Source organism: Pseudacidovorax sp. NFM-22, from assembly GCF_021401245.1.
Classification (GTDB): Bacteria; Pseudomonadota; Gammaproteobacteria; order Burkholderiales; family Burkholderiaceae_C; genus Xenophilus.
On record NZ_JACBFY010000002.1, the window covers coordinates 61,596 to 87,708 of the forward strand.

Here is a 26,113-nt window from a genome sequence, read left to right on the forward strand (position 1 = left end):
ATGCGCTGCGCGTGTGGGCCAAGGGCGCAAAAGAGGCATCGGCTGACAGCAGCGGCTGTCACCCTTTCCTACACTTTTTGGCGCTCCCGAATCCCCATCCCAACAAGGGAGCATCCCAACGGAGGGCCCCCCATGAACCCGGAAACCGCGGCCCTTGTCCGTGCCTTGAAAGACGATGCCACCGCCGTGGTCGAGGAATGGATGCGCGAGCTCCAGGCCACCACGCAGGGCGGCCTGCATGCCAGCGCCAAGGCCGAGGCCACGGCCGTCGCCGACGGCCTGCGCAGCGCCCTCGAAGCCGGGGGCGATGCGCAGTCGCTCCAGGGCCCCGCCTGGCAGGCGCTGCGGCGCACGCTGGAGCAGCTGTCGGCCAGCCGCGCCGCCAAGGGCGATTCGGCCGGCGCCACCAGCGTCTTCGTGCTGGGGCTCAAGAAGCCCCTCTTCGGCCGCCTTCAGCAGGTCTTCGCGCAGGACCCGGCCGCCATGGGCAGCGCCCTGTGGACGCTCTCCGCCCTGATCGACCGCCTGGCGCAGCACACGGCCGACACCTTCCAGCAGTCGCGCGAGGACGTCATCCGCCGCCAGCAGGAGGACCTGCTCGAACTCTCCACCCCCGTGGTCAAGCTGTGGGACGGCGTGCTGGCCGTGCCCATGATCGGCACGCTGGACAGCAACCGCACCCAGGTCGTCATGGAGACGCTGCTGCAGACGGTGGTGGACACCGGCTCGGCCCTGGCCATCATCGACATCACGGGCGTGCCCACGGTGGACACGCTGGTGGCCCGCCACCTGCTCAAGACCGTCACGGCCATCCGCCTGATGGGCGCCGACTGCATCATCAGCGGCATCCGCCCGCAGATCGCGCAGACCATCGTGCACCTGGGCATCGACCTGCAGGGCATCGTCACCAAGGCCACGCTGGCCGACGCGCTGGCGCAGGCCCTCAAGACCAACGGCTGGCGCATCAGCCGCGAGGCCTGAACCCCATGGACCGCATCCCGATCCTGCGGATGGGCCAGACCCTGCTGGTCACCATCCAGATCGACCTGCAGGACCAGACCGCCCTGGCGCTGCAGGAAGACCTGGCCAACCGCATCGCGGCCACCGGCGCCTCCGGCGTGCTGATCGACATCTCGGCGCTGGAGGTGGTCGATTCCTTCATCGGCCGCATGCTCAGCACCATCTCGGGCACGGCCCGCATCCTCTCGGCCACCGCGGTGGTGGTGGGCATGCAGCCGGCCGTGGCCATCACCCTCGTCGAGCTGGGCCTGTCGCTCGACGGCGTGCGCACCGCCCTGGACGTGGAGCGCGGCATGGCCCTGCTCGAGCGGCTGCGCGCCCAGCAGGGAGCCCGCCTTGGCGCCTGAACCCACCGGCACCCTGCCGCTGGCCAGCGAGCAGCACATCGTCGCCAGCCGGCAGACGGTGCGCGCCCTGTGCCAGGAACTGCGCTTCTCGCTGGTGGAGCAGACCAAGATGGTCACGGCCGCCAGCGAGCTGTCGCGCAACACGCTGATCCACGGCGGCGGCGGCCGCATGCACTGGGCCGTGCTGCAGGAAGGCGTGCGCCGCGGCCTGCAGCTGCGCTTCGAGGACGAAGGCCCCGGCATCGCCAACATCGACCTCGCCATGTCCGACGGCTACACCTCCGGCGCCGGCATGGGCCTGGGCCTGCCGGGCAGCAAGCGGCTGGTGAACGAATTCGACATCCGGTCCACGCCCGGCCAGGGCACCTGCGTGAGCATCGTGAAGTGGAAGTGATCCGCGGCTGGACGCACCGCGCGTTCCCCATCGAGGACCTGAGCTTCGTCGGCGAGGCCCGGCGCCATGTGGGGCGCCTGGCGGCCGAGCGCGGCTGGCCCGAGCACGACTCCGCCCGCGCCGCCCTGGTGGCCACCGAGCTGGGCACCAACCTGGCCAAGCATGCGCAGGCCGGCCAGCTGCTGGTGGCCGCGCGCGACGCGCTGGGCGACATCGAGCTGATCGCCGTGGACCGCGGCCCGGGCATGCCCGACCTGGCGCGCTCGATGCGCGACGGCTTCTCCACCACCGCCACGGCCGGCACCGGGCTGGGCGCCATCGCGCGGCAGAGCGAGGCGTTCGACCTCCATTCGCTGCCCGGCATGGGCACCGTCTGCCTGGCCCGCGTGCGGCCACGCACGGGCACGGCCGTGGCCGCCCCGGCCCGGACGGATGCCTTCGACTGGGGCGCCGTGTGCGTGCCGGTGCGCGGCGAGACCGCCTGCGGCGACGCCTGGATGCTGGCCTTCGACGGCCATCGCGCCGCGGCCCTGCTGGCCGACGGGCTGGGCCACGGGCCCGACGCGCAGGTCGCCGCCCAGGCGGCGCTGGAGGGTTTTGCCAGCCGCCCCTTCGACGACGGCGCGGCGACGATGCAGTCCGTGCACGAGCGCCTGCGCACCACCCGGGGCGCGGCCGTGTTCGGCCTGTGGATGGACGGCGAGGCGCTGCGCTACACCGGCGCCGGCAATGTGGCGGGCCGGCTGGTCTCGGGCACGGCCGACAAGGCCCTGGCGACGGCCCACGGCACGCTGGGGCTGCAGGTGCGCCGCTTCGACATGACCCCTGCGACGCGGCCACCGCATGCGCTGGCCCTGCTGCACAGCGACGGCGTGCAGACCCGCTGGCCGGGCGCCGCCCTGGCGTCCCTGCTCGCGCGCGAGCCCACGCTGCTGGCGGCGCGCATCTTTGCCGACTATGCCCGCGGCCGTGACGATGCCTGCGTCGTCGCGCTGCGCCCCAAGGAGGGCCCATGACCGAATCTCCGCAAGCCGACGCGCGGGTGCTGCAGCTGCAGCAGCGCCTGCAGGCCGCCGAAGCCGAGGCCGCCCTGCTGCGGGAGGAGCTGGAAGAGACCAACCGCGGCGTGGTCGCCCTCTATGCCGAGCTGGACGAACAGGCCATCGCCCTCAAGCGCGCCACCGAACTCAAGAGCCGCTTCCTGTCGCACATGAGCCACGAGTTCCGCACGCCGGTCAATGCCATCCGCAGCATTGCGCGGCTGCTGAGCGACGAGGTGGACGGCCCGCTGTCCGACGAGCAGCGCCGGCAGGTGCAGTTCATCCAGACCTCGGCACGCGAGTTCGCCGAGATGGTGGACGACCTGCTCGACCTGGCCAAGATCGAGGCCGGCCGCGTGGAGATCTCGCCGGCCTGGTTCGAGATGGTCGACCTGTTCTCGGCGCTGCGCGGCATGTTCCGGCCCATGCTGGAGAACCAGCAGGTCACCCTCGCCTTCGAGGAGCCGGCCGACCTGCCGCGGCTGTACACCGACGACCGCAAGCTCTCGCAGATCCTGCGCAACTACGTCTCCAACGCCCTCAAGTTCACGCCCCAGGGCGAGGTGCGCGTGGCGGCCTGCCGCCTCGGCGAGGACCGGGTGCGCTTCTCGGTGAGCGACACCGGCATCGGCATCGCCGCGGAGCACCAGGCCTCGGTGTTCGACGACTTCTCGCAGGTGGATTCGCCGGTGCAGAAGCGCCTGCGCGGCACCGGCCTGGGCCTGGCGCTGTGCCGCCAGCTGGCCGGCCTGCTGGGCGGCGAGGTGGGCGTGGACAGCGAACTGGGCCGCGGCTCCACCTTCTGGCTCACCCTGCCGATGCAGCTGCCGGATGCGCCGGCGCCCGCGCGCACGGGCGCGCCTGCCGATCAGCCGGAGGTCGCGTGGAAACCACCCGTGTGATCCACACCACCATCGACCGGGGTGCCCACCGCATCCTGGTGGTGGATGACCATCCGACCACGCGCTACTCCACCGCACGCACGCTGCGCGCGGCCGGTTTCGCCACCGAGGAGGCCGCCTCCGGGGGCCAGGCACTGGCGCTGGCCGCCCAGGGCATGTCGGCGCTGGTGCTGGACGTGCACCTGCCCGACGTGGACGGCTTCGAGGTCTGCCGGCTTTTGCGCGAGGACCCGCGCACCGCCAGCCTGCCGGTGATCCACCTGTCGGCCACCTTCGTCCAGGACCGCGACAAGGTGGCCGGCCTCAATGCCGGCGCCGACGCCTACCTGGTGCACCCGGCCGAGCCCGCGGTGCTCGTGGCCACGCTGCAGGCGCTGATCCGCGCGCGCAGCGCCGAGGACCGGCTGCGCCAGAGCGAGAGCCGCTTCCGCGCCATCTACAACCAGGTGCCCGACGGCATGGCACTGCTCGATGCCGCAGGCCGGCTGGACGACGTGAATCCCGCCCTGGCCACGCAGCTGGGCCGCGCGCCCGAGGCGCTGATCGGCCAGCAGCTCGCGGCCCTGGCCGTGCCCGGCGCGGCGGCCCAGGTGCAGGCCTTCGTGGCCCAGGCCGCGGCCGCCCAGGGGGGCAGCCCCGGCAGCGTGTGGCGCGCCGAGTTCCCGCTGCTGCATGCCGACGGCCACGAGGTGCCGCTGGCCTGGAGCCTGTCGCCGCACGGCGCCACCGGGCTGCTCGTGGCGGTGGCGGTGGACATCTCCGACCGGCTGGCGCTGGAACGCGCGCGCCAGGAGGTGCTGGAGCGCGAACAGGCCGCCCGCGCCATGGCCGAGCGCCACAGCCGCACCAAGGACGACTTCGTGGCCGTGCTCTCGCACGAGCTGCGCACGCCGCTCAATGCCATCAGCGGCTGGGTGCACATCCTGCAGAAGCATGGCGGCCGGCCCGACCTCATGGCCAAGGCGCTCGACGCCATCGCCCGCAGCGTCAAGGCGCAGAGCCGGATCATCTCGGACATCCTCGACGTCTCGCGCGTCAATGCCGGCAAGCTGCGGCTGCATCGCGAGTGGACCGACCCGGTGGAACTCACCCATGCGGCCATCGACGCGCTCAAGGAGGACATCGCCGCGCGCGCGCTGCGCGTGCTGCCCCAGGCCGATGCCGATGCGCGGCAGAGCGCCTGGCTGGACCCGACGCGCTTCCAGCAGATCGTGTGGAACCTGCTGAACAACGCGATCAAGTTCTCGGGCAACGGCGGGCGCATCGACGTGGCGCTGCGGCGCGAAGGCCGGCAGCTGACGCTGGAGGTGCGGGACCAGGGCAAGGGCATCGCGCCCGACTTCCTGCCCCACCTGTTCGACCGCTTCGCCCAGAGCGACGGACCCGACAACCGGCTCCATGGTGGCCTGGGCCTGGGCCTGTCGATCGTCAAGCGCCTGGCCGAGCTGCACGGCGGCGCCGTGCAGGCCTTCAGCGAGGGCGAAGGCCGCGGTGCCCGGCTGGTGGTGCGGCTGGATGTGGCGCCGGAGGACATGCCCGCGCAGCCCGCCAGCACCGAACCCTCGGCCGAGAGCGGCCCGGCGAGCCACCGCGACCAGCCCCTCGCCGGCCAGGAGGTCCTGGCCGTGGAGGACAGCCCCGATGCCGCCGAAATGCTGCAGGTGGTGCTGCACGAGGCTGGCGCGCAGGTGCGCGTGGTGCACGACCACGACAGCGCCCTGGCCGCCATGCGCGAGCGCTGGCCCAGCCTGCTGGTCAGCGACATCGGCCTGCCCGGGCGCGACGGCTACGAACTGGTGCGGGCCCTGCGCCGACTGGAGGCCGAGGCCGGCCATCCACGCGTGCGCTGCGTCGCGCTCACCGCCTTCTCCCGTCCGCAGGACCGCGACCGTGCGCTGGAGGCCGGCTTCGACGCGCATGTAGCCAAGCCGCTGGACACGCACGCGCTGCTGGCGGCGTTGCGCGAGGGCGGTTGAGCGGGCTGCGTCACAACGCATAGCCGCCTGACGCGCTACCAGCTTCCCTTGCGATGCGTTCCCAGCGATTCGCTGGAGCCTGGAGTTCGCCACCGGAAGCACAACAACAGCATGGATCGCGGTGCTGGCCGCAGTAGGGCCACGGGCCATGGGCGGCGGACTACAACGCCGATGGCTGCTGCAGACCATGGTGCACTTGACCTGCAAGGCCTTTTCGCGCGGCTTTTCAGGGTGCTCGCCGTGCTGGCAACAGCGCTCGCGCCGGCGATGGGCGCGAGCAAACCGCCCAGATCGAATGGCTTGGTCGGCCCAATGCATTCGGAAGGACCGGCTGAATACGCGGACACTGGTTTCACGGGAGTAGTGGCATCGGCCCGGGCGTAGGACTGATGTCAAAAGAAGATTGGGCAGAGACGGGAATTTTTGGCATCGCCCAGTAGCGCATGCCAAGCGAATATGGATAGGGTCAAGGCACCGCCAGCCCCTTCCAACAGGCCCCGAAAAGTCAATGCTCGGAAACATTATCTCAAGCCTTCAGCGGTATTCTGACGAACTCCACCGGGACAGACACCCATATCTGAAACCTGAAGCTCAGCTGTTCGGCTTGAAGTGGACGGTCAATGAGGCAGGCTTTGGTTGCCGCCCCATCCAGACCCAGACGTCCATAGAAATGCTCAAAAACCCGCCGCCGATTGCAGGCGTTGCTCCTCCCCCTTCAGCCCCGCCGCCATCCCACCCCGGAATCAGTGGCAATGGTGCGGCAAAGGGCGCTAACCATGCTGGCGCAGCAGGTAGTCCGGAACCTTTCGCCGCGAAATTCGAACGGAAACATCTCCGATAAAAAGGAAAATTGCCCCGTTGTGCCGCCGTTCGATATGCTGGATTTGCCCACCGGCATGAAAGCCATGGGATTCACGAAGGCAGCCTATTGCGCCAACCGTTGGTTCCGGGGTCAATCCCATGTGATCAAGGATGGTTCGGCGGATATCGAGCCTCTTCAATTTCTGGATACCGACACTTTCAAACTGGAGTGGATATTGAGTTTCGGGCAGGTGAGAAGCAAATTTGATGCGCTCAAGGACGCCGACATCAATGCACCCGAAAATATATATAACAATAAATCGAGGGATGCACTTAAAAAGGTGCTTAAGAGATTCGTCGACAAGCACAATAATTCTTGCCCCAGCCCATTGGACACGTTGAGCTATTCAGAGCAGGGCGTCCAAAATCTTCACCGGGATTTTCAATTCCAGAGAATTAGAGTGACGATGGTGGATGTGCTGGGAGGAATATTAGAGATATCAAAAGCAAAGATAAAGAATTCTCAGATAATGAACGATCTGGCTGCATCGCTGGCGAACTTCTATTTTTACGCAGCGGTCGCTCACGCCACCGTTCATACCCGCCGGTATATGCGATATGGCAATGAAGGCCAGATGAAGTGCACACAGACCACCGTAAACGTGTCACATATCTACGTGTATGCAAAGGACTTTTACTCGTTCAACAACGAGACGCAAACCTCCCAGTATTTGGGACACTGGAATCGTTATGGCGTGATAATTTCTGCGGAATCATATGCTGCAAGCCTGCTGGAAAAAGAAACTGGCAACCACGCAGAAATATACCTTCCCCCCGTGCCGAAAAATTTGGACCGGCCATTAGACACGGGTAGTAGCCTATTGGCAAAACAGGTATATTATCCGGTTCGAAACCGAGACTTTGAGACTTGGCGCCATCTGAAGAATCGTGGCGGCGACTTCACTATTTTCTCCGATATGAGGAAGATAAAACTTGTGAAGCCTATAACCATTGATCTTGACGAAATATGCGAAATTACCAGCGCTAACTCCAAGTCATTGATATGCGTTGGATATACAAAATATTAATAGCCGGCCTTCGATGGCTTCTCTGTTTGGCAACAGCGGCTATATTCTTCACGGCTTACAAGCTGCTTTATGTGCATATCAATCCAAAAAATGGGCTCGACGGGCTGTTGGACCCTTTCGTTCGGCCTTTTGGCTGGATGGCGGCCGCTGCCGCATTTTCCTTGATATACATCCAAGTCAGCCGATTGGGATGGCTGAAGACCATCTATCGCCGGATGGCGGCTTCTCTGATGATCCTTGGGGCAGGCGTGGTTTTCGGTTCCATCGTGTTTCCGCAGCAATACGGAGCATGCGACGAATTCACCAAAGAGTTGGGCGGCGGCGTGCATTCGTTCAAGGGTAAGTCGGTCCAGATACAGCTTTGCAGCACCCGAAACCATATCAACTACAACCTCATGGATACCGGTCAAGTCAGGATGCGAATCCTGTTCATGGATGGTGGCCTTTGGGCAGAAAGGACGTTCATGCCCATTTTGACCAGCCAGGGACCGCTGCCAATCAAGTATGGAGAGGATTATTTGATCTACTACGACGAGGCCAGCGATGAATCGGAAGTCAGGATGAAGATGCCGCCGTCTTATTGGGAGTGGCTTAAGGCGAAATTCCCCAAACTCCTGCCATAGCATTTGCAAAGAAGTCGCCCCTAAAAAACCCCCGCCCCTGCAGGCACACTGGATTCCCGGCGCACATCCATCCAGACAGGCTGCACTTCGCCATTCCTGGCAAGAAGTCGGCTGAGCGGATCGCGCAGCGGGCTGCAGCCACGCGGGCGCGGCGCCGTCCCCCCCTCACTCCACCCGCAGCCGCGCCGTCCTCGCCAGCGCCTGCCAGCTGTCCATGTCGCGCCAGACCGTCGCGCTGAATTCCTCGGCCGACTTCAGCGGGGGCCGCGGCATGTTCTGCGCCGCGAACTTCTGTACCACCTCGGGCGTCGCCAGGATGCGGTTGATCTCGCGGTTGAGCCGCTGCACCACCGCCGGTGGCGTGCCGGCCGGCACGAAGACGCCGTACCAGCCATCGACGTCGAAGCGGTAGCCCTGCTCGGTCAGCGTGGGCAGCTCGGGCAGGGCCGGGCCGCGGGCGGAGCCGGTGCAGCCCAGGGCCACGAGCTTGCCGGCGCGGATGTGCGGCACGGGCGACGCGATGTCGACGAAGCCCACGCCGATGGTGTTGGCCAGCAGGTCGGCCACCAGCGGCGAGACGCCCTTGTACGGCACATGCGGCATGACCAGCCCGTATTCGGCCTTGATGCCCTCCATCACCAAGTGGCCGGTGGAGCCGCTGCCCCAGGAGCCGTAGGCGATGCGGTCCGGCTGCGCCCGCGCGGCGCGCACCAGGTCGGCCAGCGAGCGCAGCCCGGTGGCGGGGTGCGCCACCAGCAGCACGCCGGCCGATCCCACCTGTGCCACGGGCTGCAGGTCCTTTCGCGCGTCGTAGGGCATGCGCGGCTGGATCACCGGATTGATGGCGATGGCGGACGACGGCGACAGCAGCAGCGTGTAGCCGTCCGCCGCGGCGCGCGCCACGGCCTCGTTGCCGATCAGCCCGTTGGCGCCGGCCCGGTTGTCGACCACCACCGGCTGGCCCAGGGCTTCCTGCAGGTTCACGGCCAGCAGGCGGGCGAAGATATCGGAGCCGGCACCGGGCGGGCCGGGCACCACCAGCTTGAGAGGGCGTTGCGGCCAGGCGCCGGACTGGGCGTGGGCCATCGCGGGATGCAGGCTCAGCAGCGCGGCAGCGGTGAGCAGGTGCCGGCGGTTGCAGATCGGCTCGTTCATGGTCATGTCTCCTGGTCGTGGATCGTTGTCGTCGGCGGTGCGGCGGCCCGCAGCCATTGGCCGGTGAGGAAGCGCGAGCGCGGGCCGGCGACGAAGGCCAGCAGTGCCTGCGCGGCGGCATCCACGCCGGGCCCGTCGATGGCCAGTGCATTGATGCGAATGCCCTGGCTGCCCCATTCGGCGGCCAGCGTGTGCAGCAGCATGCGGGCGGCCGCCGGATCGCCGGCCTGCGCCCAGGGCAGCGCGGGCATCGCGGCCGGCACCAGCAGCGTGAGGCTGGCCTGGGCCGTGTGCGCGTGCCGGAAGCGCCGTGCGGCGGCCTGCAAGGTCGCCAGCCACTGGCCCGGCGCGGCCGTCATCAGGCTCGCATCGAGCACGGCCGGATAGCCACCCGTGCCGGTGGACGTGCCGGCGTCGCGCGGCGTGCAGGCCATGTCCAGCGGCGGCAGCGGCGCCTGGGCCGGTGGCAGCGGCTGGCTGCCGCCGGACACCGACGAGCCGCCATCCAGCACCAGCAGCTGGCCCGACAGCGGCCGGGCGCCCTCCCCTGCCAGGAAGCACAGCGCCTCGGCCATGTCCTCGGGCTCGGCCATGTGGCCCAGCGGGATCTTGGCCGTGGCCTGCGCGGGCACCAGTCGGCCGCTGTCGATCAGCTGCTGCACCAGTTCGGTCCGCACGAAGCCCGGGGCCAGCGCGGTGACCGTCCAGTCGGGGCGCGCCTGCGCCAGGGCGGCAGTCTGGGCGATGAGGCCGGCCTTGCTGGGGCTGTAGAGCCCGCGCCAGGGAATCGCGCGCAGGCCCGCGCCGGAGGCCACGTTGACCACGCGTGCGCCAGGCCGCAGGCGGTCGGCGCAGGCTTGCACCAGCCGCGCAGGCGCATCGAGGTTGAGGGCCAGCAGCCGCTCGCTCCCAGCGTTGAGCGCATCGCGTCCGCCGGCCGACATGCCGGCGTTGTTGATCAGCGCGTCGAGCGGTGGCATGTCCGCGCCCAGCGCGGCGATCTGCGCGGCGTCGCACAGGTCGACGGGGTGGATGCGCGGCGACGGCGCATCGGCCGGCCAATCAGCAACGAGTTGCGCGAGGCGCGAGGCGTCGGCATCGACCAGCACGCAGTGCCAGCCGTCGCGCGCGAGCCGCAGGGCGGTGGCGCGGCCGATGCCGGCTGCTGCGCCCGTGACGAGCACATGCCGCGACGCTGCGGCGCTGAAGGGCCCGCTGGCCGCGTTGGCCAAGCCGCTTCCAGCCTCGTCTCGGCCGGGCCCGTTGTTCGGCGCGTTCGGGTGCACGCGGATCGTCATCCGCGCGTCGGCGCGTGCAGCGCCGCCAGCAGCGCATAGATCGGATCGGCCGGCGCCATCGCCGCCGTCGGCTGGCGCATGCCGAAGAGCTGCGCATCGCCCTGCGCCAGCTCGGGCCGCGCGCGCTCCTCGATCCAGTCGTACACCACCGTGCGGTCGGCGACGCGCCATTCGCCCTGGCGGCGCTCGAAGCGGTCGACATAGCGACCGCAGAGGAAGGTCTCGCGCCCGGGCTGTGCCGCCGTCGATTGCAGTGCGAGAAAGCTGCTCTCGACCGCCGCCGTGTCGCCCGCCACCTCGATCAGGATGTTGCTGATCTGGTGCACCCGCCGGCCGCCCTGACGCAGCTTGGCGAGCGCCTGGTCGATGAAGCCGGTGGCGCTGCCCTTCCAGGCGCCGTGGCAGTCGGTCGCATCGGGCCAGTAGGCCGAGCGCAGCGCCGCCTCGTCGCAGCGGTCGATGCCGCGGCAGTAGCGGTACAGGCAGTCGCGGATGGCCTCGCGGTCCAGCAGCGTCTGCAGCGCGGCTGTGGCGTCCTTGAAAGGGGCATTCACCGGCGGGCTACTCTGTCTTCGACCGTTCGGGCTGAGCTTGTCGAAGCCGGGTCGCATCGTCCGCCTGCGCGCCGCCCTGCCCTTCGACAAGCTCAGGGCGAACGGATGAGAGCGCGGGGCGAACGGATGAGGGCTCAGGGTGAATGGATGAAGCCTCCGTGGCCATCGGTGCGGCATTCGCAGGCGGCGCACGCCGGAAGAGCTGCACCACATGTCCCTCGGGGTCGCGCAGCGACAGCACGGCGCCGTGCGCTCCCATGTCGCGCAGGCCGAGCACTTCGCCACCCGCCGCCGCGATGCGCTCGGCGGCACCATCGAAGTCCGCGACCTCGAACACCATCACCGCGCCCGAGGTGGCGGGCGCCGCCTCCTCGCGGCAGGCGAGCGAGACATTGCCGCCGCCCACGCCGTACTGGTACCAGCGCTCGCCATCGGCGAACTTGAGCGACAGGCCCAGGGCCTCGCTGTAGAAGGCATGCAGCGCGGCCGGTTGCTCGGCCACCAGGTAGACGTTCTGCAGCCGCGTCGGCGCGAAGGCCTTGGACGGCGCGCTCACAGCGAGGTCTCCGAGGCACCGCCGTCCAGCCGCAGCACTTCTGCATTGAGAAAGCGGGCCTCGTCGCTGGCGAGGAAGACGATGGCGTCCGCGATGTCCTGCACCGTGCCCAGCCGGCCCAGCGGCGTGCGGGCGATGCGCCTGGCATCCAGCTCGGCATTGCGGTTGCGCACCGTGCCTTCGGTGGGCACGGCGCCGGGTGCCACCGCGTTGACGCGGATGCGGCGTGCGCCCAGGTCAGCCGCGGCGGCACGGGTGATGCCCAGCACGCCGGCCTTGATGCCGCTGTAGACCACCGAGCGCATCGGCGACTTGAAGGCCGCGACGGAGGCCACGTTGACGATGGCGCCGCCCCGCTCGGCATCCATGGCCTCGGCCGCGGACTGGATGCCCCAGATCACCGACTTGAAGCCGATCTCCACCATGCGGTCCATGACCTCGGGCGTGATCTCCGCCACCGTCTGGTAGCGCACCCAGGCGGCGTTGTTGACCATCACGTCGAGCCGGCCGGCGTCGGAGGCAAAACGCCGCACCGCCTCGCGCATGCCGTCGCGGGTGGAGACGTCGCAGGGCAGGCCGATGGCCTGGCCGCCCGCGGCGCGCACCGCCGCCACGGCGTCTTCCACGAACTCGGCCTTGAGGTCGTTGATGCCGACGACGGCGCCGCGCGCCGCCAGGGCCAGCGCCGTGGCACGGCCGATGCCGTGGCCGGCGCCGCTGATGAAGGCCGTGCGGCCCGCCAACGAGGAAAGGAATGCGGTCATGCGTGAACGTCCTTCTGGGTCTTGGAGGTGGGCACCAGCAGCGCATCGAGCGCGAAGGCACCCTGGCCGGCGTCCAGCACCACCAGCGGGTTGATGTCGATCTCGGCCACATCGTCCGCATGCCGGGCGGCAAAGCGCGACAGCGCGGCGATGGCCTGGGCTGCGGCGGCCACGTCGGCCTTGGGCCGGCCGCGCGCGCCATCGAGCAGCGCGAAGGATTGGAGCGAGCGAAGCATGGCCTCGGCACCCGCCGCATCGACCGGTGCGGGGCGCAGGGCCACGTCCTTCCAGATCTCGGCATGGATGCCGCCCAGGCCGACCATGACCATGGGCCCGAAGACCGGGTCGGTCTTGGTGCCGAGGATCAACTCGCAGCCGGCCGGCGCCATCTGCGCCACCAGCACGCCGTCGATGCGGGCATGGGGCGCCTTGTCGGCCACGCGGGCGAGCAGGGTGTCGTGCGCGTCGATGAGCTGGCCCTCGCTGCGCACGCCCACCACCACGCCGCCCACCTCGGTCTTGTGGGCGATGTCGGGCGACACGATCTTGAGCACCACCGGAAAGCCGATGGCGCGCGCCGCGGTCACCGCCTCGTCGCGCGTGGTGGCGACCACCTCGCGCAGCACCGGCAGGCCGGCGGCGGCCAGGGCTGCCTTGGCGCTGGCCTCGGTGGCGAAGGCCTCGGCCGTGAGGGGCGCGCGTGGCATCGTTTCGGCGGTCGGTTGTTGCGCAGACTGCGTGCCCAGCGTCGCCAAAGCCGCCACGGTGGCGCAGGCGGCGTCGATGCCCTCGATGGCCGGGATGCCCAACGCATCGAGCTGCCGCCGCACGTCCGCCGGTGCCCGGGCGCACAGCACGATGAGCCGCTGCGGATGCCGCTCGCGCATCTGCGTGAGCGCGGCCAGGAAGACGTCGCGCAGCCGCGGCACATGGAAGGCGTTGGCCGACTGCAAGAGCAGCGTGTCGCAGACCGGATCGGCGGCCACCGCGTCCAGCACCTGGGCCAGCACTTCGGGCCGGCTGGAGACCTGGGCCGTCATGTCCACCGGATTGGCCGGCGCCGCAAAGGCCACCGCCTGCAGGATGCGCTGCTGGGTGGCCTCGGCGAGGCGCGGCAGCGTCAGGCCCTCGGCACTGGCCGCATCGGCCAGCAGCACGCCGAAGCCGCCCGAGGCCGTGAGCACCGCGATACGCCGGCCCGCGGGCAGGCGGACTTCGCCGAGCACGGCCAGCGCATGGCCCACGTCCAGCAGTTGCTCGATGCTGGGCACGCGCAGGGCGCCGCCCTCGCGCAGCACGGCGTCGAACACGGCGTCGGAGCCCGCCAGCGCGCCGGTGTGCGAGGCCGCGGCGGCACTGCCCGCTTCGGAGACGCCCACCTTCAGCACCACCAGGGGCTTGCCCGCGGCGCGGGCCAGGGCCATCGCGCGGCGCAGCTTGTCGCCGTCGCGGCAGGTCTCCATGCAGCAGAGGATGACGCGGGTGCCCGGGTCGGCCGCGGCCGAGGCGATGGCATCCGCGATGTCCACGTCGCATTCGTTGCCGGTGGTCAGCATGCGGCTGATGCCCAGGCCCCGCTCGGACGCGAGGCGCAGCGTGTAGCTGCCCAGGTTGCCGCTCTGCGAGACGATGCCCACGGGCCCCGGCGCCGGAAAGGCGGACTCCAGCGCCACCGAGAAGGTGGCGATGCTCCTGGCCGGCACGCCGATGGCGCCCAGGCAGTTGGGGCCCACCACCCGCAGGCCCGTGTCGCGGGCGATGCGGCCGATCTCGGCCTGCAGCCGGGCCCCGGCCTCGCCCATCTCGGAGAAGCCCGCCGAGAGCACGACGGCCGCCTTCACGCCGCGGGCGGCGCAGTCGCGCACGGCCTGCGGCACGCCCTCGGGCGGCACGGCGATGACAGCCAGCTCGGGCGCCTCGGGCAGCGCGGCCACGTCGGGATACGCGCGCAGCGATTGCACCTCGGCCGCCTTGCGGTTGACCGGATAGATCGCGCCGGCGAAGCCGTACTTGCGCAGGAACTGCAGCGGCCGGCCGCCGATCTTGGTCACGTCGTCGGACGCGCCCACGATGGCGATGGAACGCGGCGCGAACAGCGCCTCCAGGCCGTGGCCAACGTCGAGCGCGGCGGTCATGCGGCACCTCCGCGGCAGAACACGCCGGCATGCCGCCCGCGGTGGCGCGCGGTCCGGCTCCCTCTCCCCTTGCGGGAGAGGGCGGGGGAGAGGGGACTGGGGCCTTCGCAGGGCGCAAGGTCGTAGGAAGGCAGTCGCCCCCTCTCCCCAACCCCTCTCCCGCAAGGGGAGAGGGGCTCGTGCCGCCTCGCGGTGCCACGACGCATCGCGCCGGGACGAAGGCCGGTCAGTGCTGATCGACGCACCATCTCATCGCCCCTTGTAGACCGGGGGACGCTTCTCCAGGAAGGCCTGGCGGGCCTCCTTGGCGTCCTCGGTACGCGACAGCGCCATGGTGAAGTTCTGCTCCACGCGGTAGCCGTCGCGCTGGGGCATCAGGTCCATCATGTTGGCGGCCTGCTTGGCATAGGCCACGGCCAGCGGCGCCTTGGAGGCGATGTCCTGCGCGATCTCCATGGCCAGCGGCATCAGCCGCTCGGCCGGCACCACCTCGTCGAGCACGCCGCGGCGGTACAGCTCGGCGGCCGAGACCTTCATGCCGGTGAAGAACATGCGCCGCGTGAACGAGCGGCCCACCAGCGTGCGCAGCATCGAGACGCCGCCGGCCAGGCCGACGTTGATCTCGGGCATGGCGAAGGTCGCGTCCTCGCTGGCCAGGAAGATGTCGCAGGCCGCCATCAGGCCGAAGCCCGCGCCCAGCGCCGGGCCGTTGATGGCCGCGATCACCGGCTTGGCGCATTCGCGGATGGCGTTGCCCGTCTCGCGCGTCCAGCGGTTGTGGTCGAGAAAGTCGCCGGCCTTGTCGGCGTTCGGCCGGTCCTTGAGGTCCGCACCGGCGCAGAAGGCCTTGCCGGTGCCGGTGAGGATGGCCACGCGCACGTCGCTGCGTTCGGAGATCTCGTCGAAGGCGGCGATGAGGTCGCGGCGCGAGGCGCGGTCGAGGGCGTTGACGGGCGGCTTGTCCAGCCGCACGACGGCGATGTATTCGGAGACTTCGAGGTGGATGCTCATCGCGCGCTCCCAGGGAGGGTGTTGGCAGAAGAAGGGGTGGAGGAAGCGGGGGCCGCATGCAGCAGCACGGCGAGCTGGGTCAGCCGGTCGCCGTAGCGGAACTCCGAAGCGATCAGCCGCTGGGCCAGGCGGGTGGCCAGCACCTCCTCGCTCAGACCCATGCCGCCGTGCATCTGGATGGCCGCCTCGGCCGCGGCGCGCGCCGTCTCGGCGATGGAGAGCTTGGCCAGCTGCAGCGTGCGGCGCAGCTGGGGCGCGCCCGACTCCTGCGCCTGGAAGGCATGCACCACCAGACCCTGGGCGCACTGCGCCTTGACATACATGTCGGCCACGCGGTGGCGCAGCACCTGGAAGGTGGCGAGCGCCACGCCGAACTGCCGGCGCTCCTGCAGGTGGGTGATCGTGTGGCGGATCAGTGCGGCCTGCGCGGCGACCGTGTCGACCAGCGTGAGCAGCAGGGCCGCGTCGCCCGTGTCGGCCAGCGCGGCGCGCAGCGGCTCGCCCTGCGCCAGCAGCGCCGTCGCGGGGACCGACACGCCGTCCAGCCGGAAGTCCGCGCCCTGCCGGCCTTCCATGGTGCGGTAGCGGGCGGCGGGGGCGCCGATGCGCTCCGCATCGACCAGGAAGAGCGCGGGTGCGCCGTCCAGCGTGGCGACGGCCAGCCAATGGCTGGCGGGCAGCGTGGCATCCACGCCGTCCACGCGGCCGTCGAGCACGAAGCCGCTTTCGCTGCGCACCGCCCGCAGGGTGCTGTCTTCGGGCAGGGCCGACAGCGCGGCCAGCGGCGCGATCTGCACCTCGGACTCGGCCACGGCCTGCAGCCAGGGCCCGGCCACCTCGGCCGGCGCGGCACGCAGCAGCAGCGGCACCACGGCGCAGGTCTCGATCACGGGCAGTTGCAGGCCCTGGGCGGCCAGGCCCTCGACCACGCTGGCGAGGTCGGCCAGCGTGCCGCCAACGCCGCCGTCGGCCTCAGGCACCAGCGTGGCGGTCCAGCCCAGTTCGCGCACCGGGTCGCCGGGCAGGGTGGCACTGTGCACATGGTCCTGGGCAAAGCGGTCGGCCGCGTCGAAGAGCATGCCGGGGAAGAGCGGGGAGAAGTGGTTCGACATGGGCTCAGGCTCCCAGCAGCGCGTTGGCGATCACGTTGCGCTGCACCTCGGAGGTACCGCCGGCGATGGTGCGGGCGCGGGTGAACATGTAGTTCTGGATCCAGGTGGCAGCGGGCAGCTCCTCGCCGCCGGCCTCGGCCAGGAAGCGGTGCGCGGCCTCGGGGCCGACCGCATCGAGGGCGATGGTGGTCAGGCGCTGCGCCACGTCGGCGCAGGTCATCTTGATGGCCGAGGGCTGCACGCCCAGCGGCCGCTGGTGGATCAGGTCGTCGGTGGCACTGGCCATCATCACGCGGGCACCCTGCAGCTCGGCCTCGCACAGCAGCAGCTTGTGCTGCAGCACGCCGAAGTCGCGCCGGATGCCGGCCGCCTGCGCGGCCTGCTGCAGCAGCGCCGAGACCTGGCGGTGCATCAGTGCCAGCCGTGCCACGTTGGCCGGGGGCAGGCGCTCGCGCTCCAGCAGGAACTTGGCGCAGGTCCAGCCCTTGCCCTCCTCGCCGATGAGGTTGTCGGCGCGCACGCGCACCTCGTCGAAGAAGACCTCGTTGAGGTGGTGCCAGCCGTCGATGGTGCGGATGGGCCGCACGGTGATGCCGGGCGTGTCCATGGGCACCAGCAGCAGCGAGATGCCCTCCTGCTTCTTGGCCTCCTTGGAGGTGCGCACCAGCATGTAGATCATGCTGGCCTCGTGCGCGTGGGAGGTCCAGATCTTCTGGCCATTGACCACCCAGTGCTCGCCGTCGCGGCGGGCGCTGGTCTGCAGCGAGGCCAGGTCGGAGCCCGAACCCGGCTCCGAATAGCCCTGGCACCACCAGTCCGCGCCATCGAGGATGCGCGGCAGGAAGCGCGCCTTCTGCTCGGGCGTGCCGAAGCGGATGATGACCGGGCCGATGTGGCCCAGGCCATGGTGGTACAGCGGCGGGCAGTCGTTCTCGGCCATCACCTCTTCGAAGATCAGGCGCTGGCGGATGTCCCAGCCGGTGCCGCCGACTTCCACCGGCCAGCTGGGTGCGCCCCAGCCGCGGTCGTTCAGGATCTTCTGCCAGGCCTGGTATTCGCGCTTGGTGATCTTCTGGCCGGCGGCCACCACGGCCCGGATCTCGGGCGGGCAGGCCTCGCGGGCGAAGGCCTCCAGTTCACGCCGGAACGCGGCGTAGTCGATGGACATCGTGTCTCCTCGTCTCTCTCATTCGGACCGCCCCAGGCGTACGGGCCATGGGGGCGGAAGGGGCGGCACTCAGCCGCGGCGCAGCTGGTCGATCAGCGCATCGAGCGCAGCGGCGGCGCCTTCGGCATCGCGGGCGCGCAGATGCCGCACCACGGCGCGCCGCAGCGGGTACAGGTCGGGCCGCGCACGCACCGACAGCACATGGGTCATGCGCTCGCGCAGCACCGTGGTCATGGTCTGGGCCATGAGCATCAGCGCGTCGTTGTGGCCGGCGGCGGCGATGGCACCAAAGAAGGCGCTGGCCGAGTCGATGCGGGCCTTGAGCGGCGCATCCTCGGGGTGGCCCTCGATCAGCGCGGCGGCCGCCTCGATGGCGTCGATCTCGTCCTCGTCCGCCCGCTCGCAGGCCAGACGCAGCAGCCGGCCGTAGAGCGTGCGGTAGGCCTCGTCCACGTCGGCGTCGCCCATGCCGCCCTGCACCACGCGGTGGCGCAGCGACTCGGCCAGGCGCATGTAGGCGCCCTTGTAGAACACCAGCGCCTGCTCGCCGGTGCCGGCGCCCAGGTGGTGCACCTCGCCGATGAAGATGACATGGTCGCCCGCGTCATGGGCGGCGAACAGGCGGCATTCGAAGCTGGCCAGGCAGTCGTCCAGCAGCGGCATGCCCAGCTCGCCTTCGCGCCAGGCCACGCCCTCGAACTTGTGCTCGATCTTGCTGGAGGCGAAGCGGCCCGACAGCGCGTCCTGGTGCTCGCCCAGGATGTGGATGGCGAAGCCCTCGGCCTGCTGGAAGGTCTCCAGCAGCCGGCTGGCCTTGCGCAGGCTGAACAGCACCAGCGGCGGCTCCAGCGAAACCGAACTGAAGCTGTTGCAGGTCAGCCCCGCGGGCCGGCCCTCGGCCGTGCGCGTGGTGACGATGGCCACGCCGGTCGGAAAGCAGCCCAGGTGCTGGCGCAGCAACGTGGGCTCGATGGCGGGCCGGGTGCGTTCGGCGGTGGCAAGCGCGGTCATGGCGGGCCTTCGGCGTGCGGCTCAGGCCGTGGCCAGTTCGGGCTGGGCGGCGGCGGCGCGGTGCGGCGGGTCGTTGGCGATCTCCTGCTGCACGGTCGGGATGATGACCTCGGCCCAGGTGCGCAGCTGGCGCAGCATGGTCGGATGGTCGAAGTCGCCCATCTGGGTCTGGAAGCAGTAGTGCACCGGCTTGAGCGTGCGGATCTCGTTGACCACGCGCTCGATCACCGTGTCGATGCTGCCCACGGGCAGCAGGGCACGCATCTCGTCGAGCGTGGGCTCGCCCTCGACGATGCCTTCCTCGACTTGGTAGTCGTCGGCGATCTGGGCGGTGCGGCGCTTGAGGCTCACGGCGATGCGGCGCTGGTAGCGGGCGCAGTCCAGGTACTTCTCGACCTCGTCCTTGTCGTTGCTGGCGTAGGCGGCGCGCAGCAGGCCCACGGGCACGGCGGCCGGGTCCTTGCCCTCCTGCGTGGCCACGCGGTCGATAAGGGCGCGGGTGCCGGCCAGCTTCTCCAGGCCGCCGTCGCCGCCGGAGACGAACACATGGTGGTTGCCGCGCACCGCGCGGGCGACGAAGCTCGGGTCCACGCTGGTGATCCACATCGGCGGGCCGGGCTGCTGCACCGCACGCTGGCTGATGGCGCTCATCGGCTGCTGGTAGTACTGGCCGTCGTAGCTGAACTTGGGCTGCTTGAGGCCCAGCTCCAGCATGTCGAGCATCTCGAAGGTGCGGGCCTTGGCCGTCTCCAGCGCGACGCCGAAGCGCTCGAATTCGAAGTGCTGGTAGCCCGAGCCGATGCCCAGATTGAGCCGGCCGTTGGACAGCTGGTCCACCATCGCCACGTCGGCGATCAGGCGGGCCGGCGTGTACAGCGGCGCCACCACGATGCCCGTGCCCAGGCGGATGCGGCGCGTGGCGGCCGCGCAATGCGCGATCATCGTCAGGGGCGACGAGCACATGCCGTAGTTGCTGAAGTGGTGCTCGGCATACCATGCCGCGCCGAAGCCCAGCTCGTCCGCCAGACGCGTCTGTTCGACGGCGTCCCGCAGGATCTCGTGCGAGGTCTTATGTTTGTTCCGCTGCTGCATCAGAATGAAGATTCCGAAGTCCATGGCCGTTGCTCCTGATCGTTGGTTCGTGACGTGGATCAATGCTAGGAACGCCCCGGCCTGCCAGCGCACCGTCATGCGCACACCTTCTTTGCGTCTTTCGAAATGAAGGCCCTCGACTCGCTGCGCATCTTCGTCACCACCCAGCGCAAGGGCAGCCTGTCGGCCGCGGCGCGCAGCCTGAGCCTGTCGCCCGCCACCATCTCGCGGCGCATCAGCGCACTGGAGGAGGAGCTGGGCGTGCAGCTGGTGGACCGCACCAGCCGCAACCTCAAGATGACCGAAGCCGGCCAGGCCTTCCTCTCACGCGCCGAGGGCGTGCTGGAGGCCATGGCCGATGCCGAGCAGGCCGCGCGCAATGCCCGCCAGCGTCCCGAGGGCCGGCTGCGCGTGCATTCGCGCACCCACATCGGCCTGCGCGTGGTGGCGCCGCTGCTGCCGCGCTTTGCGCAGCGCTATCCGGACATCCAGGTGCAGATCGAGCTGTCGGAACACCCGGTCAACCTGGTCGAGCACGACTTCGACGTGGACATCCGCACCGGCGAATCCAACGACTCCGGCTTCGTCATCAAGCGGCTGCTCTCCAGCGACGAGGTGCTGGTGGCCAGCCCCGCCTACCTCAAGACCAATTCGCGCATCAGGCACCCGAACGACCTGCCCCAGGCCCGGTGCCTCACCTACCGGCGCGAGCACGAGGCCACCAGCTGGAAGTACGTGGACGAACAGGGCGTGCAGCAGGAGCTGGCGATCCAGGGCGTGCTCAGCGCCAACAACGGCGAGATGCTGCGCCTGGCGGCGCTCGGCGGCATGGGCGTGGCGCTGCTGTCCGAGCCCACGGTGCGCAGCAACCTGCAGGACGGCACGCTGGTGCGCCTGCTGCCCGAGTACCGCTTCGCGGTGCGGGCTTTCTCCAACGGCATCTTCGCGGTGTTCCGCCAGAACCGCGCGCTGCCGCTGAAGGTGCGGGCCTTCGTGGACTTCGTGGCCGAGGCGCTGCAGGACGACGCGCCGGCCGATCTCTGAGGCGGGTGCCTATGTGCCGGCGCTGCCGTTGAGCTGCAGTGCCAGGCTGTCGACGAAGGCGCGCACGCGCGCCGAGTGCTGGTGCCGCTGCGGATAGACCGCATAGATGTCGGCATCGGGCGTGTCGAACTGCGGCAGCACCTGCACCAGCCGGCCGCTGTCCAGGTAGCGGCGGATGTCCCATTCGGCCCGCATCAGGATACCGTGGCCCGCCAGCGCCCAGGCCACGGCGATCTCGCCGTCGTTGGTCGTGAGGTTGCCGCGGATCTTGACGGACTCGGCGGCCTTGCCCCGCGTGCGATGGCTGGCGAGCCGCCAGACGCCATAGGCCTCCTCGCCCTGCCGGATGCCGATGCAGTTGTGCCGCACCAGGTCTGCCGGATTGCGCGGGTGGCCGTGCCGGGCCAGATAGGCCGGTGCTGCACACAGCAGCCGCCGGTTGGCCGCCACATGCCGGGCGATCACGCGGGCCTCGGGCGGCGCGCCGAAGCGCACGCAGACGTCGTAGGCGTCGTCGGTCAGCGGCGGTGGATTGACGGACAGCTGCAGCTGCACCTCCACGTCGGGGTACTGCCGGACGAAGCGGGAGATGACGGGTGCCACATGGCTGCGGCCGAAGCCCAGCGTGGCATTGACCCGCAGCAGCCCCTGCGGCTGGGCCTGCGTGCCCGAGAGCAGCTCGTCCAGCGAATCGATCTCGGCCAGCACCCGGCGGGCGCCGGCCAGCAGCGTCTCGCCCTCGGGCGTGAGGCTCATGCGGCGGGTGGTGCGGTTGACCAGCGCGACCTGCAGGCGCGCTTCCATCTGCGCCAGGTGCTTGCTGACCGCGGGCGTGGTGATGCCGAGTTCCCGGGCCGCCGCGCTCAGGCTGCCCGCACGCGCCAGCGCCGAGAAGAAGCCGATGTCGCCCGGAAGAATCCTGCCGCTCATGCCACCATCCTTGACCCCAGGTTAAAAGCGGGTTGACTGTAGCGGCGTTCGCCGAGGCGTGCATTGCCTACAGTGCCCTCATCGCAATCCATCACTGCAGCGGAGACAGCATGAAGGTCTACAAGATCGCAACCATTCCCGGCGACGGCATCGGCAAGGAGGTCGTGCCCGCGGGGCGGCAGGTGCTGGAGGCGTTGGCCGAGGGCAGCACGGCCTTCCGCTTCGAGTTCGAGGACTTCGGCTGGGGCGGCGACTACTTCCGCGAGCACGGCGTGATGATGCCGGAGGACGGCCTGTCGGCGCTGCGCGGCAAGGACGCCATCCTCTTCGGCTCGGCCGGCGATCCGCACATCCCCGACCATGTGACGCTCTGGGGCCTGCGCCTGAAGATCTGCCAGGGCTTCGACCAGTACGCCAACGTGCGTCCCACGCGCATCCTCCCGGGCATCGACGCGCCGCTCAAGCGCTGCGGGCCGCAGGACCTGAACTGGGTCATCGTGCGCGAGAACTCCGAGGGCGAGTACTCGGGCGTGGGCGGGCGCGTGCACCAGGGGCATCCCATCGAGGCGGCCACCGACGTGTCCATCATGACCCGCGTGGGCGTGGAGCGCATCCTGCGCTTCGCCTTCCGCCTGGCCCAGTCGCGGCCGCGCAAGCTGCTGACGGTGGTCACCAAGAGCAACGCGCAGCGCCACGCCATGGTGATGTGGGACCAGATCGCCGCGGAGGTGGCGACCGAGTTTCCCGACGTCACCTGGGACAAGGAACTGGTGGACGCCATGACGGCGCGCATGGTCAACAAGCCGGCCACGCTCGACACCATCGTCGCCACCAACCTGCATGCCGACATCCTGAGCGACCTGGCCGCCGCGCTGGCCGGCAGCCTGGGCATCGCGCCCACCGGCAACATCGACCCGGAGCGCCGCTATCCCTCGATGTTCGAGCCCATCCACGGCTCGGCCTTCGACATCATGGGCCAGGGGCTGGCCAACCCGGTGGGCACCTTCTGGTCGGTGGTGATGCTGCTGGAGCACCTGGGCGAGCACGAGGCCGCCGCCCGCGTCATGCAGGCCGTCGAGCAGGTCACGGCGGACGTGCGCCTGCACACCCGCGACCTGGGCGGCAGCGCCACCACGGCCCAGGTGACCGAGGCCGTCTGCCGCCAGCTGGCCGGCTCGCCCGCGCGCAAGGCGGCCTGAGCCCGCCGCCGTCCGCGGCACTGCGCACCGCGCGGCGCCGCGGCGCCTGAGGCCCGCCGCCGCCACACGGCAGCGCGGCAGGCCCTTCCCCTTCCCTTCGCCAAGGAGATGCCATGCAGCCTGCGCTGCAGGATCCGCCGCGCCTGCTGCGCGGCATGTTCGACGCCGCCGTCGCCGCCGCCCAGCCGGCCCTGTGCCTGCCGGCGATGCTGCCGTCGCCGCCCGCGGGCAGAACCGTGGTGATCGGCTTCGGCAAGGCCGCCGCGGCCATGGCGCAGGTGGTCGACGGCCACTGGGCCGGCGAACTCTCGGGCGTGGTCGTCACGCGCTATGGCCATGGCGCGCCCTGCGGCCGCATCCGCGTGATGGAGGCCGCCCATCCCGTGCCGGACGACGCCGGCCTGGCCGCCAGCGCGGCCCTGCTGGCGGCCGTGCAGGGCCTGGGGCCCGAGGACGTGGTGCTGTGCCTGGTCTCCGGCGGCGGCTCGGCCCTGCTGCCCTGGCCGCTGCCGGGGCTGACCCTGGCCGACGAACAGGCCATCGCCCGCCAGCTGCTGGCCAGCGGTGCCTCCATCGCCGAGATGAACTGCGTGCGGCGACACCTGTCCGGCATCAAGGGCGGCCGCCTGGCGCTGGCCTGCCGGCCCGCGCGGGTGGTCAACCTGCTGCTGTCGGACGTGCCGGGCGACGACCCGGCGGACATCGCGTCCGGCCCTACGGTGCCCGATCCAAGCGACTGTGCGCAGGCCCTGGAGATCCTCCACCGGCACCGCATCGCCGTGCCCGAGGCCGCCCTGGCGCTGCTGCGCACGGGCGAGGCCGAGACGCCGAAGCCGCACGATCCCCGCCTGCCCCCCATCGAGAACCGCATGGCGGTCACGCCGCAGCGGGCGCTCGAAGCCGCGGCCCAGGCGGCCGGGCGCGCCGGCATCGCCGTGCACATCCTCGGCGATGCCATCGAGGGCGAGTCGCGCGACGTGGCCAAGGTCATGGCCGCCATGGCGCTGCAGGTGGCACGCCGCGACCAGCCCTTCATGGCGCCCTGCGTGCTGCTCTCGGGCGGCGAGACCACGGTGAGCCTGCGCGGCCACGGGCGGGGCGGGCGCAACGTGGAGTTCCTGCTCGCGCTGGCCCTGGCGCTGCAGGGGCATCCACGCATCCATGCGCTGGCGGCCGACACCGACGGCGTGGATGGCATCGAGGAAATCGCCGGCGCCGTGATCGATCCGCAGACGCTGGCCCGCGCCCATGCGGCCGGCCTGCGCCCGCGCGAGCGGCTCGACGACAACGATGCCCATGCCTTCTTCGAGGCGCTGGGCGATGCCGTGGTCACGGGCCCGACCCGCACCAACGTGAACGACTTCCGGGCCGTGCTGGTGCTGCCGCCGCACGGCGAGTCCAACGACGCGGCCCGTCCGCACGCACGCCCATGAGACGACACCGACAGGCCAAGATCGTGGCCACGCTGGGACCCGCCAGCGACCATCCCGAGCGCATCCGCGCGCTCTTCGACGCAGGTGCGGATGTGTTCCGCCTGAACTTCAGCCATGGCACGGCGCAGGACCACCAGCGACGCCTGGCGGCCATCCGCGAGATCGAGCGCCAGACCGGGCGCCCCATCGGCGTTCTGATGGACCTGCAGGGCCCCAAGCTGCGCATCGGCACCTTCGCTGCCGGCCCGGTGACGCTGGCCGACGGCGCGCGCTTCAGCCTGGTGCTGGACGCCGACACGGCAGGCGATGCCACGCAGGTCGCCCTGCCCCATCCGGAGATCTTCGAGGCGCTCAGTGCCGGCACCGAACTGCTGCTCGACGACGGTCGCATCCGGCTGCGCGTGGAAGCCTGCGGCCCGGGCTTCGCACACACGCGGGTCGTGACGGGCGGGCGCCTGTCCGACCGCAAGGGCGTGAACGTGCCCGGCGTGGTGCTGCCGCTGTCCGCGCTCACGGCCAAGGACCGCGCCGACCTGGCGGTCGGGCTGCAGCTTGGCGTGGACTGGATCGCCCTGTCCTTCGTGCAGCGGCCCGAGGACATCGCGGAACTGCGCGCCCTGGTGGGCGGGCAGGCCGGTATCGTGGCCAAGCTGGAGAAGCCCGCGGCCATCGCCAGCCTGGAGGCCATCGTGGCCGAGGCCGATGCCGTGATGGTGGCGCGCGGCGACCTCGGCGTGGAACTGCCGGCCGAACAGGTGCCCGCCCTGCAGAAGCGCATCGTGCGGACCTGCCGAGACGCCGGCAAGCCGGTGATCGTGGCCACGCAGATGCTCGAATCGATGGTGGCTGCCCCCGTGCCCACGCGCGCCGAGGCGTCGGACGTGGCCACCGCCATCTACGAAGGCGCCGATGCGGTGATGCTGTCGGCCGAATCGGCCAGCGGCAACCATCCGGTCGAGGCCGTGCGCATGATGGACCGCATCGTCCACCACACCGAACGCGATGCGGCGTTCCGGCCGGGCATCGACGCCTCGCGCGCCCTGCCCCAGGCCCGCGTTGCCGATGCGATCGGCGCAGCCCTGCGCGACGTCACAGGCCTGCTGCGGGCTGCGGCAGCCGTCGCCTACACCAGTTCCGGCCACTCGGCACTGCGCATGGCGCGAGAACGGCCCGACGCACCCATCATCGGCATGACGCCCCGCACCGCCACCGCACGCCGGCTGGCCCTTGCCTGGGGGGTCCATGCCGTGCTCTGCCATGAAGTGCAGAGCGTGTCGGAGATGACCGAAGTGGCGGTGGACACCGCCCTGCGCGGCGGCTTCGGCACGGCGGGCCAGTTCGTCGTGATCGCCGCCGGCATGCCCTTCGCCACGCCGGGCACCACCAACCTGCTGCGGGTGGCACCGCTGTGAGCGCGCCACTGTTGAACAGCGGTTAAGAAAGCCTTCACTGCACAGGCA

The 26,113-nt window shown here is 70.3% G+C and carries 24 protein-coding genes; 12 read left to right on the plus strand and 12 right to left on the minus strand.

The annotated features are described in order from the left end of the window. The first annotated feature begins 132 nt into the window (after positions 1–132). The 8 genes from L0984_RS05975 to L0984_RS06010 all read left to right on the plus strand — a co-directional run bounded on the left by L0984_RS05975 (position 133) and on the right by L0984_RS06010 (position 8,191). Positions 133–981, plus strand: a complete 849-nt coding sequence (locus L0984_RS05975; RefSeq protein WP_234192846.1) for an STAS domain-containing protein — start codon at positions 133–135, stop codon at positions 979–981. 5 nt (positions 982–986) lie between these two features. Then, positions 987–1,367: an STAS domain-containing protein gene (locus L0984_RS05980; RefSeq protein ID WP_234192847.1), complete on the plus strand. Its 381-nt coding sequence runs from the start codon at positions 987–989 to the stop codon at positions 1,365–1,367. Further along, positions 1,357–1,761 carry an anti-sigma regulatory factor gene (locus L0984_RS05985; protein ID WP_234192848.1) on the plus strand — a complete coding sequence of 135 codons (405 nt, stop codon included), beginning with the start codon at positions 1,357–1,359 and terminating at the stop codon, positions 1,759–1,761. The genes L0984_RS05980 and L0984_RS05985 overlap by 11 nt, the downstream gene beginning before the upstream one ends. Next, positions 1,752–2,777: an ATP-binding SpoIIE family protein phosphatase gene (locus L0984_RS05990; protein WP_234192849.1), complete on the plus strand. Its 1,026-nt coding sequence runs from the start codon at positions 1,752–1,754 to the stop codon at positions 2,775–2,777. Before L0984_RS05985 ends, L0984_RS05990 begins: the two co-directional genes overlap by 10 nt. Continuing rightward, on the plus strand, positions 2,774–3,703 hold the full coding sequence (locus L0984_RS05995) for a sensor histidine kinase (RefSeq protein WP_234192850.1): 930 nt from the start codon (positions 2,774–2,776) through the stop codon (positions 3,701–3,703). The genes L0984_RS05990 and L0984_RS05995 overlap by 4 nt, the downstream gene beginning before the upstream one ends. After that, a complete protein-coding gene (locus tag L0984_RS06000; protein ID WP_234192851.1) occupies positions 3,685–5,679 on the plus strand; it encodes a hybrid sensor histidine kinase/response regulator in 1,995 nt (664 codons plus the stop codon). The genes L0984_RS05995 and L0984_RS06000 overlap by 19 nt, the downstream gene beginning before the upstream one ends. 692 nt (positions 5,680–6,371) lie before the next feature. Then, positions 6,372–7,568, plus strand: a complete 1,197-nt coding sequence (locus L0984_RS06005; protein WP_234192852.1) for a DUF6402 family protein — start codon at positions 6,372–6,374, stop codon at positions 7,566–7,568. A 71-nt stretch (positions 7,569–7,639) separates the two neighbouring features. Beyond that, positions 7,640–8,191, plus strand: a complete 552-nt coding sequence (locus tag L0984_RS06010) for a hypothetical protein (protein ID WP_234192853.1) — start codon at positions 7,640–7,642, stop codon at positions 8,189–8,191. 165 nt (positions 8,192–8,356) lie between these two features. On the opposite strand, the gene L0984_RS06015 is transcribed toward L0984_RS06010, so the two are convergent. The 11 genes from L0984_RS06015 to L0984_RS06065 form a co-directional block, all read right to left on the minus strand. Next, positions 8,357–9,346 (minus strand): Bug family tripartite tricarboxylate transporter substrate binding protein, encoded by a 990-nt coding sequence (locus L0984_RS06015; RefSeq protein ID WP_234192854.1) that lies wholly within the window; start codon positions 9,344–9,346, stop codon positions 8,357–8,359. A gap of 2 nt (positions 9,347–9,348) precedes the next feature. Next, positions 9,349–10,578, minus strand: coding sequence for an SDR family NAD(P)-dependent oxidoreductase (locus L0984_RS06020; RefSeq protein WP_234192855.1), 1,230 nt, complete (start codon positions 10,576–10,578; stop codon positions 9,349–9,351). A gap of 62 nt (positions 10,579–10,640) precedes the next feature. Beyond that, positions 10,641–11,198, minus strand: a complete 558-nt coding sequence (locus L0984_RS06025; protein WP_234192856.1) for a nuclear transport factor 2 family protein — start codon at positions 11,196–11,198, stop codon at positions 10,641–10,643. 7 nt (positions 11,199–11,205) lie between these two features. Then, on the minus strand, positions 11,206–11,754 hold the full coding sequence (locus tag L0984_RS06030) for a VOC family protein (protein ID WP_234192857.1): 549 nt from the start codon (positions 11,752–11,754) through the stop codon (positions 11,206–11,208). After that, positions 11,751–12,518 carry an SDR family NAD(P)-dependent oxidoreductase gene (locus L0984_RS06035; protein WP_234192858.1) on the minus strand — a complete coding sequence of 256 codons (768 nt, stop codon included), beginning with the start codon at positions 12,516–12,518 and terminating at the stop codon, positions 11,751–11,753. Before L0984_RS06035 ends, L0984_RS06030 begins: the two co-directional genes overlap by 4 nt. Continuing rightward, positions 12,515–14,653, minus strand: coding sequence for an acetate--CoA ligase family protein (locus L0984_RS06040; protein ID WP_234192859.1), 2,139 nt, complete (start codon positions 14,651–14,653; stop codon positions 12,515–12,517). The genes L0984_RS06035 and L0984_RS06040 overlap by 4 nt, the downstream gene beginning before the upstream one ends. A 249-nt stretch (positions 14,654–14,902) precedes the next feature. After that, a complete protein-coding gene (locus tag L0984_RS06045; RefSeq protein ID WP_017759044.1) occupies positions 14,903–15,664 on the minus strand; it encodes an enoyl-CoA hydratase/isomerase family protein in 762 nt (253 codons plus the stop codon). After that, positions 15,661–16,776, minus strand: coding sequence for an acyl-CoA dehydrogenase family protein (locus L0984_RS06050; RefSeq protein WP_234192860.1), 1,116 nt, complete (start codon positions 16,774–16,776; stop codon positions 15,661–15,663). Before L0984_RS06050 ends, L0984_RS06045 begins: the two co-directional genes overlap by 4 nt. Positions 16,777–16,780: 4 nt before the next feature. After that, complete coding sequence (locus tag L0984_RS06055; RefSeq protein WP_234192861.1) at positions 16,781–17,944, minus strand: acyl-CoA dehydrogenase family protein; 1,164 nt, start codon at positions 17,942–17,944, stop codon at positions 16,781–16,783. A 69-nt stretch (positions 17,945–18,013) separates the two neighbouring features. After that, positions 18,014–18,955, minus strand: coding sequence for a flavin reductase family protein (locus L0984_RS06060; protein ID WP_234192862.1), 942 nt, complete (start codon positions 18,953–18,955; stop codon positions 18,014–18,016). Positions 18,956–18,976: 21 nt separating this feature from the next. Further along, positions 18,977–20,071: an LLM class flavin-dependent oxidoreductase gene (locus L0984_RS06065; RefSeq protein WP_234192863.1), complete on the minus strand. Its 1,095-nt coding sequence runs from the start codon at positions 20,069–20,071 to the stop codon at positions 18,977–18,979. A gap of 102 nt (positions 20,072–20,173) precedes the next feature. Here L0984_RS06065 and L0984_RS06070 point away from each other — a divergent pair, with 102 nt between their 5' ends. Continuing rightward, complete coding sequence (locus L0984_RS06070; RefSeq protein WP_234192864.1) at positions 20,174–21,091, plus strand: LysR family transcriptional regulator; 918 nt, start codon at positions 20,174–20,176, stop codon at positions 21,089–21,091. Positions 21,092–21,100: 9 nt separating this feature from the next. Here the strand turns inward: L0984_RS06070 and L0984_RS06075 are convergent, their stop codons facing one another. Continuing rightward, a complete protein-coding gene (locus tag L0984_RS06075; protein WP_234192865.1) occupies positions 21,101–22,021 on the minus strand; it encodes a LysR family transcriptional regulator in 921 nt (306 codons plus the stop codon). A gap of 110 nt (positions 22,022–22,131) precedes the next feature. Here L0984_RS06075 and L0984_RS06080 point away from each other — a divergent pair, with 110 nt between their 5' ends. From L0984_RS06080 to pyk, 3 genes are all read left to right on the plus strand, one after another. Next, complete coding sequence (locus L0984_RS06080) at positions 22,132–23,220, plus strand: tartrate dehydrogenase (protein ID WP_234192866.1); 1,089 nt, start codon at positions 22,132–22,134, stop codon at positions 23,218–23,220. A 113-nt stretch (positions 23,221–23,333) separates the two neighbouring features. Then, positions 23,334–24,653 carry a glycerate kinase type-2 family protein gene (locus L0984_RS06085; protein WP_234192867.1) on the plus strand — a complete coding sequence of 440 codons (1,320 nt, stop codon included), beginning with the start codon at positions 23,334–23,336 and terminating at the stop codon, positions 24,651–24,653. After that, positions 24,650–26,065: a pyruvate kinase gene (gene pyk, locus L0984_RS06090; protein WP_234192868.1), complete on the plus strand. Its 1,416-nt coding sequence runs from the start codon at positions 24,650–24,652 to the stop codon at positions 26,063–26,065. The genes L0984_RS06085 and pyk overlap by 4 nt, the downstream gene beginning before the upstream one ends. The last annotated feature ends 48 nt before the right edge of the window (positions 26,066–26,113 follow it).